This window comes from Spirosoma litoris (assembly GCF_054776755.1).
The window spans coordinates 15,618-28,517 of the sequence record NZ_BAAHBI010000023.1 but is presented as its reverse complement, the minus strand read 5'-3'; the positions used below and the strand labels follow the sequence as shown (position 1 = coordinate 28,517).

At 49.7% G+C, this 12,900-nt stretch carries 7 protein-coding genes; 6 read left to right on the top strand and 1 reads right to left on the bottom strand.

From position 1 onward, the window contains the following. The first annotated feature begins 100 nt into the window (after positions 1-100). The 3 genes from ACYVGR_RS15210 to ACYVGR_RS15200 all read left to right on the top strand — a co-directional run bounded on the left by ACYVGR_RS15210 (position 101) and on the right by ACYVGR_RS15200 (position 4,837). Positions 101-1,348 carry an efflux RND transporter periplasmic adaptor subunit gene (locus ACYVGR_RS15210; RefSeq protein ID WP_460958088.1) on the top strand — a complete coding sequence of 416 codons (1,248 nt, stop codon included), beginning with the start codon at positions 101-103 and terminating at the stop codon, positions 1,346-1,348. A gap of 139 nt (positions 1,349-1,487) precedes the next feature. Further along, positions 1,488-2,165 carry an ABC transporter ATP-binding protein gene (locus ACYVGR_RS15205; protein ID WP_460958086.1) on the top strand — a complete coding sequence of 226 codons (678 nt, stop codon included), beginning with the start codon at positions 1,488-1,490 and terminating at the stop codon, positions 2,163-2,165. A 296-nt stretch (positions 2,166-2,461) separates the two neighbouring features. After that, positions 2,462-4,837: an ABC transporter permease gene (locus ACYVGR_RS15200; protein WP_460958084.1), complete on the top strand. Its 2,376-nt coding sequence runs from the start codon at positions 2,462-2,464 to the stop codon at positions 4,835-4,837. Between the two features lie 121 nt (positions 4,838-4,958). Here the strand turns inward: ACYVGR_RS15200 and ACYVGR_RS15195 are convergent, their stop codons facing one another. After that, complete coding sequence (locus ACYVGR_RS15195) at positions 4,959-5,405, bottom strand: hypothetical protein (RefSeq protein WP_460958082.1); 447 nt, start codon at positions 5,403-5,405, stop codon at positions 4,959-4,961. A 35-nt stretch (positions 5,406-5,440) separates the two neighbouring features. Here ACYVGR_RS15195 and ACYVGR_RS15190 point away from each other — a divergent pair, with 35 nt between their 5' ends. From ACYVGR_RS15190 to ACYVGR_RS15180, 3 genes are all read left to right on the top strand, one after another. Further along, positions 5,441-7,858 (top strand): ABC transporter permease, encoded by a 2,418-nt coding sequence (locus ACYVGR_RS15190; protein ID WP_460958080.1) that lies wholly within the window; start codon positions 5,441-5,443, stop codon positions 7,856-7,858. Positions 7,859-7,919: 61 nt separating this feature from the next. Beyond that, positions 7,920-10,376: an ABC transporter permease gene (locus ACYVGR_RS15185; protein WP_460958078.1), complete on the top strand. Its 2,457-nt coding sequence runs from the start codon at positions 7,920-7,922 to the stop codon at positions 10,374-10,376. A 79-nt stretch (positions 10,377-10,455) separates the two neighbouring features. Further along, the gene (locus ACYVGR_RS15180; protein WP_460958076.1) at positions 10,456-12,861 is read left to right on the top strand and encodes an ABC transporter permease; all 2,406 of its coding nucleotides are present in this window, start codon (positions 10,456-10,458) and stop codon (positions 12,859-12,861) included. Positions 12,862-12,900: the final 39 nt, after the last annotated feature.

The following is a 12,900-nucleotide window of genomic DNA, read 5'->3' as shown; positions in this document are numbered from 1 at the left end:
AGGCATCAACTGGCATGACATTGGCACAGGTAATTACAACGAATGAGGTCTGAGCTAGTATCTGCTCTTTCACACTTTCCCTCATTCACTTTTAACTTAAATGGATCGCGTCTTACCTAAACGATTTTGGACCACACAACGCCTGGCAATTTTTGGGGGCGGTGCATTGGTTCTGGGCTTACTAGCTTACACAGTATTCTTTGCCGATCGACGGTCGAAACTGAACGTTGAAAAAGATAAAATCACCGTATCAAGCGTAACTACTGGGCCTTTTGAAGATTTTATTGCCGTAACGGGCGTTGTGCAACCACTTAAAACTATTCGACTCGATGCTATTGAAGGTGGTTATGTGACTCAGAAGTTGATCGAAGGCGGTAACATGGTTAAGAAAGGAGAAGTACTTCTGAAACTGGAAAACCAAAGCCTTAAACTCAGCTTCTTACAATCGGAAACAGAAGCCAACCGACTCGTCAACGACTTACAGACTACCCGTCAACGCCTTCAGGTTGAGCGCTTTACGCTTCGCAAAACATTAGCAGATCTCGACGCCCAAATCGATCAGGCAAAAGACTCGTACGATCGTCAGGCTAAGTTGTATAAAGACAAAGTCGTTTCGGAAGAGGATTATTTGAAAGCCAAACGCGCTTACGAACGGCTAACGGGTCAGCGCAGTATCGAGATCGAAACGCAGAAGTATCAGGAAGAGAATGCCAAGTTCCAGATTAAACAATTGGAAGGCACCTTGCAACGTACGCAGAAAAATGTCGCTCTTTGGCAACAGACACTGGATAATCTGGTGGTTAAGGCTCCCGTTTCGGGACAGTTATCCAGCATCGATGTAGAAGTCGGTTCGAACATCAACCGGGGCCAGAACATCGGTCAGATTGATGACCTGAATGGATTCAAAATGCGGGTTGGTATCGATGAGCACTACATCAGCCGGGTATTTTCGGGACTGAAAGGCTCCTTCGAATTCAATGGCAAAATGCACGAGCTTGAAATCAGCCGGGTTTATCCAGAGGTAAAAAGTGGCCGGTTTGAAGTAGACATGATTTTCCCGAAAGGAACGCCCGAAGGAATCAAGCGGGGTCAGTCGTCGCCAATCCAATTGGAGTTAGGGAAAGCAGCCAAGGCTACACTATTGCCCGTAGGCGGCTTCTTCTCCGACACAGGCGGCAACTGGGTGTATGTGGTGGATAAATCGGGCAAACGCGCCATAAAACGTCCGATCACGCTTGGTCGCAAAAACCCTGAGTTCTACGAAGTCCTAACCGGACTGGAACCAGGCGAGCAAGTTATTACGAGTTCTTACGAAAATTTTGGCGATAACGAAGTACTTGAATTTTAACCTCATCTAAACCGGGATTTTTATGATTTGACTGACCAACTATGATTTTAGCCGTCGGCTTTCGTTGAAAGCAAAATCATAAAAATCATAGTCAGTCAGTTAAATCATAAAAATCCCGGTTCAGACATCCATTCAAACAATGATCCAAACAATTGACCTTCAGAAACTCTTCGCAACCGAAGAAGTAGAAACCACCGCTCTCAATGGCATCAATATGGATGTAAAAGACGGGGAATTTGTAGCCATCATGGGTCCATCGGGCTGTGGTAAATCGACGCTGCTCAACATCCTGGGCCTGCTCGACAACCCAACCGACGGGCAGTATAATTTCTACGGCACCGAAGTGGCCAAAATGACCGAGCGGCAACGGGCACAGCTTCGTAAAGGTTCTATCGGCTTCGTATTCCAGAGCTTTAACCTGATCGACGAACTGACCGTTTATGAAAACGTTGAGCTGCCACTGCTGTACCTGAAAACTCCTCCCGACGAGCGGAAGAAGCGGGTTGAAGAAACCCTGGAACGGATGAGCATCATGCACCGACGCAATCACTTCCCACAACAACTATCTGGCGGTCAGCAACAACGGACGGCTATTGCCCGTGCGGTAGTTGCCAAACCCAAGCTGATCCTGGCCGATGAGCCGACGGGTAACCTCGATTCGAAAAACGGCGAAGAAGTAATGAAACTCCTCGGCGAACTGAACGACGAAGGTACCACAATCATCATGGTAACGCACTCTCCTTACGATGCCGGTTTTGCTCACCGCATTGTGAATCTGTTCGACGGTAAAGTAGTAACCGAAAACTTCCACGTCTAAAACCGGGATTTTTATGATTTTGCTGATTGGCTTGATTCACAATCAAGCCAATCTCTTTTCTATACAAGGGAAACATCTTATCGGCCGGACCAATTATTTAACTCATAAAATCCCGGCTCAGTTGGTTTACTGGCCGTGGGCATCGCTCTATTAATCATAAGCTATCAAAGTATAAAAGCCGCTCTGATGAACCCTATGACAAGTTTACATTCTAAATAGCCGGGTGCTCGGTGCCGGGAGCACGGGTTGCTGACCCTGCACCGAGCACCCGGCGCCATGCCAGCCTCTAAAACCCTATGCTACGCAACTATTTCAAAATCGCGATTCGAAGTTTACTCAAGAATAAACTCTATTCAGGCATTAATGTGGTCGGACTAGCGCTCGGCATGGCGTGTAGTTTGCTCATTGGGCTTTGGGTAAAGGACGAACTCAGCTACGACCGTTTTCTGCCCGACGCCGACCGAATTATGTACGTTCGGGTCAACTTTCCCTACAATGGCGAAATCGTCACGAACGATGTCACGCCCGGCCCTTTGCAGGAAGCCATTGCCAAAGATGTACCCGAAGTAGCTGCTGTTACCAAAATTAATTACGGCCCTGAACTGCTGATTAAACCCATTGGCAACCAGACGACAGGCGAAAAAGCCGCTAAAGAACGGGGTCATTTTGCCACCCAGGACTTTTTTGGTGTGTTCGATCTGCCTGCCATTTACGGCAATCCAAAAGCCGCCCTGGCACAAACCAACCAGATTGTCATTACGCGAAAAATAGCCGAGAAATATTTTCCGGCTGGCCTGGCAATCGGAAAAACGATCCAACTCGACAATGACAAACTATATGTAGTTGGGGCTGTTATTGAAGACTTACCAAAAAACTCCACGCTGCAATTCGAGTGGCTGGTTAACTGGAAAGTACAGGAACAGGATTGGATGACCAAATGGGGCAACAACTCCTTCAACACCTACGTCCGGCTAAAACCGAACACAACGATAGCCCAGGCCGAGGCCGCCATGAAAGATATCTATCCACGTTTTGCGGGTAAGAATTTCGAGACGGGTCAACCTACTCTGCAACCCATTACCGACTTGCATCTATACTCCACCTACAAAAACGGTAAAAGCGTCGGCGGGCGAATCCAATATGTGCGTATTTTCTCCATGGTTGCCCTGTTTATCCTGCTGATTGCCTGCATAAATTTCATGAACTTGGCCACAGCCCGGTCGGCAACGCGCGCTAAGGAAGTTGGCGTTCGGAAAGTGGTTGGTGCACTCCGTTCCTCGTTGATTGGGCAGTTCCTGAGCGAATCTATGATGACGAGCCTACTGGCTGTTGTGCTGGCTCTTGGTCTGGTATGGTATGTGCTCCCTACCTTTAACGAAGTATTTGGCAAGCAACTAGCGCTCAATCTTGCCGAGCCAGCGCTTTGGTTAATCATCTTGGGTTTGGTGCTGGTCACCGGCTTTTTGTCGGGAAGCTATCCGGCTTTATTCCTGTCCTCACTTCAACCCATCAAAATCCTAAAAGGCCGTTTACAGTTTGGTTCGGGGCCAGCGCTGTTCCGGCGCGCACTAGTGGTGTTTCAGTTTTCGCTTTCGATCTTTCTGATTGTGGGTATGCTGGCCGTAGGTAAGCAGATGAACTACCTCCGCACCAAAAACCTTGGCCTCGACCGCGAGAATGTCGTGTATGTGCCGCTGGAGGGCGAAATAGCGCAGCCCAAAAAAGTAGACGTCTTTCGGCGGGAGGTGATGCGGAAGCCATCCATTGCATCAGCAACAACAACCATGTCGCTGCCCGTCAATATTCAAAGCTCATCAGGCGATTTGAAATGGCCGGGTAAAGATCCGAACCAGGGTACCAACGTATCGGTAATGGCCGTTGGCGAAGGTTTCACCCAAACTATGAATATCAAGCTGCTGGCCGGACGTGATTTCCGGGCAGATAGTCCTGCGGATTCGGCTCGGTACATTATTAACGAAGCCACGGCCAAACTGATGGGTATGAAAGACCCTGTCGGCAAGGAAATAGAATTCTGGATGGGTAAAGGTCAAATTGTTGGCCTGATGAAGGACTTCCACATCAACTCACTCCATCAGGCCATTAACCCGTTGATCCTGCTTTTCAACTCAGCAAATACGAGTTACTTGCTGGTCAAAACGCGGCCCGGCCAAACACAGCAGGCCATTGCGGATCTGGAACAGCTATCGAAGGAATTCAACCCGAATTATCCCTTCAACTACCATTTCATGGATGAAGAGTACGAGAAAATGTACCGAAGCGAACAGCAGGTGAATACACTGGTCAATTATTTCGGTGTGCTCGCTATTCTGATTTCGTGTCTGGGATTATTCGCATTAGCCGCGTTCACGGCCGAGCAGCGGACCAAAGAAATTGGCGTTCGGAAAGTGCTGGGAGCCAGTATCGGCAACATCGTCGGTATGCTTTCTACCGATTTCCTGAAACTGGTTTTTGTGGCTCTCGTCCTGGCCTCTCCCCTCGCCTGGTGGGCGGTTAGCGAGTGGCTGGGTACGTTTGCTTACCAGACCACATTACCCTGGTGGATTTTCGCGATAGCTGGTGTACTAGCTATCACAATTGCCTTTTTGACAGTGAGTTACCAGAGCATCAAAGCCGCAACGGTGAACCCGGTAACGAGTTTGAAGAGTGAGTAATCCGAACCGGGATTTTAACAAGATTAAAAAGATTTTTCAGGATTTCTAGAGGCTTCTTTGAAGCCATTTTCAAGTGAATCTTTTTAATCTTGTTAAAATCCCGGCGGGGCCGCCCGCGCGGTCAGACGAGATATTGATTCAAATCCAGTTGCAGGATTTCGGAGAAGGACGATTCGGTTGTGAGGCCACCGTCGCCAAAGCGATACCGAAACCAGTGCTGGGTTTTGTAATTGTAGATAAAGCCTTCACGGATACCGTACAAATCGCTGTCTATTAATTGAACAACTTTTTGTATATCATCCTTTTGGCCTTTTGCCTTGCATATCTCAATAATGATTGGGGTTTCATCCGTACTGTTATCAATTAATGACAAGTCGGGAACAGGGCTGGCTTTGGCATCATCGAGCATCGTTTCAGGTAGTGGTTCTAACTGAATCGTTTTTTCTCGATAATAAAGAATGCCCAGACCAACGTTCAGTTTGGATATAACACGTTGATGATCGGCAGGAGCCCAAACTCCCTGATCCTCCTGAACAAGCAGGGGGGGTGTTAAAGGTGGGAAATACATATGTAACGATTTTTACCAAATTTACTAAAAAATATATGCTTCGCAACTACCTGAAAGTCGCCTTCCGCACGCTCTGGAAAAACCGTACGCACACCTTAATCAACATCGTTGGGCTATCGGTTGCGTTTGGAACCTGTGTGTTGTTATTCCTGACAGCCACCTTCGAATTGTCGTACGATGGCTTCCATACAAATGCCGACCGCATCTTTCGGCTGAACTTCCTGTCGACTAACCGCGATGGTTCGCCCAATCAAAGCTCTACGATGCCGTACCCGATTTCGCCCGCGCTCAAAGCCGAGTTTCCGGAGATCGAAGGCGTCACGCGCTGGTTTGATCGGGGTGCCAGTGTTCGGCATAATGACCAGACATATAACAAGGATGTTCGGATGGCAGACGCCGATTTCCTGCAGATGTTCACGTTCCCGCTCATAAAGGGAAATGCCAAAACGGCCATGAATAGCCTGAGCGACATCGTCATCAGCGAGCGTATGGCTAAAGACGTTTTTGGGAATGAAGATCCTATCGGCAAACCGCTTCAGCTACGCATGAACAATGTCTGGCAGGCATTCACCGTTACAGGCGTTCTTAGCAATGCCCCTAAAAATTCCACATTCGAGTACGACGCTCTGATCCGTAGCGAAAACGCGGGCGATTATCAGGAATTCAAAAGCCGTTGGGATCATGGCAACCACGATGTGTATGTGAAAGTAAAAGCAGGAACCGACGAGCAAACCCTGCAACGACGGACGCAGGCATTTATGAATAAATACTTTGCAAAGGATATTAAAGAGCGTCAGGAACAGGGATATCCCAAAAATCAACTAGGCTTTCAGCAAAGCCTGCTCCTACAACCCATGCTCGATGTTCATTTTGATACCGTAACCACGCACGGTAGCGGAATTAGTCGGGCTTACGTGTACACGCTTTTATTGATCGGTCTCTTTATTCTGGCTATTGCCTGCATCAATTTTATCAATCTCACGATTGCCCAATCGCTCTCGCGGGCGCGGGAAGTGGGCGTTCGGAAATCGCTGGGCGCGCAGCGGGGCCAGTTGTTCGGTCAAATCTGGGGCGAAACGTTGCTACTCTGTTTCGGTGCCCTGCTGATTGGCTTATCTCTGGCTTATGTGAGTTTACCGACCTTTAACCGCCTGTTCCGAAGCTCGCTCATATTAGCCGACTTCCTGAAACCAGAGGTATTACTCATCACGGGCCTGGGTTTTCTGCTCATTACATTAATAGCCGGTGGTTATCCGTCCTGGTTTGTCACGCGCTTTAATGCCGTAGAGGTCTTGAAAGGCAAAGTCAAAGTGAGTCGTCCGGGACTGCTACGTAATTCACTCATCGTCACGCAGTTTACAATTGCCTGTTTGCTCATTGTTTGTACCGTGATTGTGCGTCAGCAGATCAGCTACCTGCAACAGAAACCCATGGGTTTAGATAAAGAGCAGGTAATCAGTATTCCGGTAGGCAACGAACTAAACGGAAAAGATGCCCTGAAAGCCATGCGCGACCGACTGGCGAATCAACCCAATATTGCATCTGTATCAGGTTCGGGTGTTAACATTGGCGCGGGTCTGGACGGCAGTTCATCCCGGATGATGTTCGGCTTCCAGTACGGCAAGCGTGACGTTACCTGCGATTGGCTACGAATCGACACGGACTACCTCAAAACAATGGGGATCAAGCTTCTGCAAGGTCGCGACTTTAGCACGGCATTTAGTACCGATTCAAGTTCGTCGGTGTTGATTACGCAAAGCATGGCCAAGGCGCTCGGCGAGGCTAATCCAATCGGGAAGTTCATCAAGCCCGATAACAAAGAGTATCAGATTGTTGGTGTGGTATCCGACTTCAATCTGTACTCACTGCATCAGGAGGCCAAACCCATTACCCTGCAAATGCAATCGAACTTCCCAATTCAGTACATTCTGGTTCGAGTCAATCCGCAAAACCTGACGGGTGCAATGGAGTCCATCAAGGCCGCCTGGAAAACGATTGCCCCCAAGCAGGAATTCATTGGGTCGTTCCTGGATGAAAACACCGAACGCTGGTACCGGAAGGAACAGCGACTGGCAACCATTTTCTCATCGGCGGCAGGCATTGCCATTTTGCTGTCGTGCATGGGTCTGTTTTCAATTGCCCTGATCGCGATTCAGCAGCGGACCAAAGAAATTGGCGTTCGAAAAGTTTTGGGCGCATCGGTATTCAGCATTGTTGGGCTGCTCTCCAAAGATTTTCTGAAATTGGTTGTAGCGGCCATTGTCATAGCCTCGCCAATTGCCTGGTATGCCATGGATAAGTGGCTATCCGATTTCGCCTACAAAATCGACATCGAATGGTGGGTCTTTGCGCTGGCGGGTGTCCTGGCCATCATTATTGCACTGGCAACCGTGAGTTTCCAAAGTGTGCGAGCCGCCTTGATGAATCCGGTGAAGAGTTTACGATCTGAATAAATGCGTGGAGCAGGGGGCACGGAGCGGGGACTAGCAACCCCTGCTCCATGCTCCCTGCTCCATGCCAACCTACACTCCCATGCTCAAAAACTATCTCAAAATCGCGCTGCGCAATCTAGCGAAACACAAGAGTAACACGGGTATCAACATTGCCGGTTTGGCCATCGGCATGGCCTGTTGTCTGCTCATTGTGATGTACGTTTCCGATGAGTTGAGTTATGATCAGCACTGGCCCAACGGGGAGCGCGTTTATCGGATGGCGCTCGAACGCAAATATCCTGGCCGTAGCACGAAGTATGCAATCATTCCGCCGTCTTATGCGCAATCGGTTAAGAAGGAAATACCGGAAATTGAGCAGGTAACGCGCGTTTTCTCGGCGGGCACCAATGCACCAGTCTTGGTAAAACTGGATGGGCGAACCATTGAAGAGAACAACTTTATGGTCGTCGACTCCACCTTTTTTCAGGTATTTCAAACGCCCCTGTTGTACGGGAAACCCGATCAAGTACTTAATCGCCCAAACGCGGTTGTTCTGACGGAAAGCACAGCGAAGCGGTTGTTTGGCGCAGTCAACCCCGTTGGCAAGACACTAGAGATTGTACAGGGGCCAAAGCTGGAAGTAACGGGTATCTGCGCCGATCCATCCCACAACTCCCACTTTACGTTTAACTTCCTGGCGTCGACAAGAGGGTTCCCACAAGCCGAACAGGTTAACCACATTGGTTTTTCGGCTCATACGTACTTACTCCTGCGCCCCAATACAAAGCCTGAAACAGTAGAAGGCAAGCTCCCGGCGGTGGTCGAGAAATACGCTGCTGGCGAAGTAGAACGCACATTTGGCGTGTCCTACCGCGATTACATCAAGGCCGGAAATGGGTATTACTATTTCCTCCAACCTCTCCAGGCAATTCACCTCGATTCGCACCTGGAAGCTGAACACCAACCCAACGGAAGCCGATCACTCGTCGAGATTTTCTCCATCATCGCGGTTTTCGTATTGCTGATAGCCTGCATCAATTTTATGAATCTAGCCACAGCCCGTTCGTCGGAACGGGCGCGGGAAGTGGGTATCCGAAAATCCCTCGGCTCAACAACACAGCAACTGGCCGCCCAATTCCTGACCGAATCGGTCTTGCTCAGCCTGTTTAGTTTAGGGGTGGCTATGCTGCTGGTGGCCAGTTTACTCACGCCTTTCAACACGATAGCCAGCAAGTCGCTTACTTTAACCTCGCTGGTACGTTGGGAAACGCTGCCGTTGTTGCTGGGCGGAGCTATTGGCGTCGGCTTGCTGGCTGGCAGTTATCCGGCAGGTGTATTATCGGCCTTCGAACCAATTAAAGTATTGAAGGGTAAGTTCAGTTCGACCCGTCAGGGCCACCTGTTACGAAACGGCCTGGTCGTGTTTCAGTTTTCAATATCAGTTCTCCTGATTGTCAGTACCATTGTCGTATTCAGTCAGTTGAATTTCATCCAGCGGAAAGAACTTGGGTTTACGAAAGAATCAGTCATAAAACTCAAGGGTGCGTTTTCGCTCGCCAACCATACCGAAGCCTTCAAAGAGGAAGTGGCTAAATTATCGGGCGTAACGGGCGTGGGAGGAACCAGCAGTGCTCCCGGCGAAGAAGGCTTTTTCGGCATTACATTCCGCAAGAATGGCGAAAACGAAAGCGTTACCGGTAAAGGCTGCGTTGTTGATGAACAGTATCTGCAAACGATGCAGATGAGTATGCTGGCCGGGCGTCCGTTTAGTCGCCAGTTCGATGATTCGCTGTCCGTTATTTTAAACGAAGAGGCCGCCCGGCAGATTGGCCTGACCGACCCCATCGGCAAGCAAATTACTAGCCCCGACAACTTTGTGCAGGAGAATGGTCAACCCGTTACGTACACCGTAGTGGGCATCGTTCGTAATTTCCACTTTGGCTCGTTGCATCAGCACATTGGACCGTTATTCGTCCTGAATGACCGGCTCTTCAAAAAAGTAGATAACCAGCTTGTGGTGCGGGTTCGTACCGATGAACCGGAAGCCCTGGTTGGTCAACTAGAACGTATCTGGAAACGTTACCTACCCGACCAGCCTTTTCACTATTCGTACCTCGCCACCGACTGGAGCGATTTATACAAATCGGAACAGGTTGCCCAGCGAATCTTTGGTCTATTTGCCATGCTCGCCATTTTCATTGCCTGCATGGGGCTGCTGGGATTGGCTATGTATGTGATCCGGCTACGCACCAAAGAAATTGGCGTTCGGAAAGTGCTGGGGGCATCCATTCCGAGTCTGGTTGCGCTGCTCTCGAAAGACTTCCTGAAACTGGTTTTCATCGCGATTATCATTGCCGCTCCGATAGCCTGGTATATCATGAGCCAGTGGCTACAGGATTTCGCCTACAAGATTGACCTAGAATGGTGGATGTTCGCCGTAGCGGGTTTGCTGGCGGTGGGCATTGCTTTAGTGACCGTCAGTTTCCAAAGCATCAAAGCCGCGCTGATGAACCCAGTGAAGAGTTTACGATCTGAATAAATGCGTGGAGCAGGGAGCGCGGTGCAGGGGTTGCTAGTCCCTGCACCGCGCTCCCTGCTCCACGCCAACCTCTACCCCTATGCTCACAAACTATCTCAAAATCGCCTGGCGGGGGCTTCTTAAAAACCGCCTGTTTACTTTCCTAAATTTGGTCGGCCTGGCAACAGGACTGGCCGTGGCGCTGCTCCTGATCCTATACGTGAAGGATGAGCTTCAGTTCGATAAATACCACACCCATGCCGATCGCATTTATCGGATTGCGGTGACGGTTTCCTTCGACGGGAAAACTATGAAATGGGCAAACGCGCCCAATGCGGTTGGCCCGGCGCTCAAAGCCGATATTCCCAATGTGGAGCAGCAGGTACGGCTACTTCGCCATAATTTTGGGCAAACCGCCTTCGTCAATTCGGGCGACAGAAAATTTGCGGAAAAGAATTTTTATTGGGCCGACGGTAGCCTGTTCGCTGTTTTCGATATACCCCTCCTCAAAGGGAATCCGAAAACAGCGCTCGATGGCCCCCGCAAGGTTGTACTCAGTCAGGCAACTGCCGACCGTTATTTCGGAGCAGAAAACCCAATTGGTAAAATCCTGAATGTAGACAATCAGGACACGCTGGAAGTAACGGGCGTGTACGCGAATTTTCCGGGGACCTCGACGCTGGATGCCGACATGATCGGCTCGTTCAGCAGCGTGCGTTGGGCGCAGCATCCATCCTGGGGCAACGCCAGTTTTGAAACCTACCTCTTACTGACCCCACAAGCCAGCCCAGCTCAGGTTGAACAGCAAATGATGGCCGTTCTGAATAAAAACGTCCCGAAATCTGATCAATATTTCACGCTCGGACTACAACCTCTTACGGATATTCACCTGCATTCGGCCGATATTACCAACGCCAGCACCACGCGCATTGGCGATTTTCAGCAGGTCAAAATTCTCCTGATTCTGGCGATTGTCATCTTACTGATTGCCTCGATCAACTATATGAATTTAGCCACAGCCAAGGCCCAAATTCGGTTCCGCGAAGTTGGCGTTATCAAAACAGTCGGTGCATCGATGCGGCATCTGGTTACCCGTTTCTACCTCGAGACCGCACTAATGATGTCGCTGGCCCTACTGCTGGGAGTAGCACTGGTGGCAGTGAGCTTACCGCTATTTAATCAGTTAACGGGTAAACAGCTTCCGTTTCAGGCCCTGTTATCGCCTGAAGTAATTGGTGGGCTGCTGCTCATTGGGCTGATTATTACACTGATTGCAGGTTCGTATCCGGCTTTTTATCTATCGTCGTTCTCCCCCAAATACCTGCTCAGTACCACCTTCCGAAACCAGTCGGGAGCGGGTTTATTCCGGCGGTCGCTGGTGGTTATTCAGTTTACGGCCTCGGTGGTGCTGATGGTCAGTACGTTTATTTTCTACCAACAATTGCAGTTTATTCAATCGCAAAAACTAGGCTACGAACCCACACAGGTGTTGGCGGTCATGACGTCGGCGGCAAAAGATAGAGCCCAAATCGACGCTCTGATGAACGACTACCGCAGCCTGAGCAATGTGGTTGATGTATGTCGGGCACAAACGTTTCCCGGCGATGCCGGTAGCGGACGGACGCTTACGAAATCGGACAACCCGAACGGCACCAACGCCAGCGACGGCATGGCCATCCAGACGAATCGGGTGGGCAGCGAGTTTATTAACGTACTGGGTTTAAAACTTCTGGCAGGGCGCACATTACCAACCGTAAAAGACCCTAAAGACACGACAGTGCAGGTTGTACTGAACAAAACAGCGGTCGATTATTTAGGCTATACACCCGAAAAAGCGCTGGGTCGGAAAGCGTACAATCTGTTTGGTTGGGATCGGGCCGAGATCGTGGGGGTTGTCGAAGATTTCCACTTCGAATCACTCCACAAGCCCATTGGTGCCTACGCCTTCCACAATGCCGATACAGAAGGTCGGCCCTATTTGCTGATTAAAACCAGAACGGCTCATTTACCCGAAACGATGCGGCAGATGGAGCGTATCTTCCAAAAAGACATGCCCGATTCTGCCTTTGAATTTACCTTCCTCGATGACTTCCTGAACACGTTATACCGTTCCGAACAGCGTACGGCACAGGTTGTACTGGTATTCTCGGCGCTGGCTATTCTGATTGCCTGTTTGGGTCTGTTTGGGCTGGCTGCGTTTACCGCCGAACAGCGAACCAAGGAAATTGGTGTACGTAAAGTGTTGGGGGCATCAGTATTCAACATTGTGGGCTTGCTCTCCAAAGACTTCTTAAAACTGGTTGTCGTCGCAATCCTGATTGCCTCGCCCTTAGCTTGGTATACCATGAACCAGTGGTTACAGGATTTTGCGTATAAGATCACTATCGAATGGTGGATGTTCGTTGTTGCGGGGCTATTGGCCATAGGTGTGGCTCTGTTGACCGTGAGCTTCCAGAGCATCAAAGCCGCCTTAACGAATCCGGTGAAGAGTTTGCGAAGCGAATAATGTAGAGACGCAACCCTTTGCGTCTCCTCGCCCGGACGG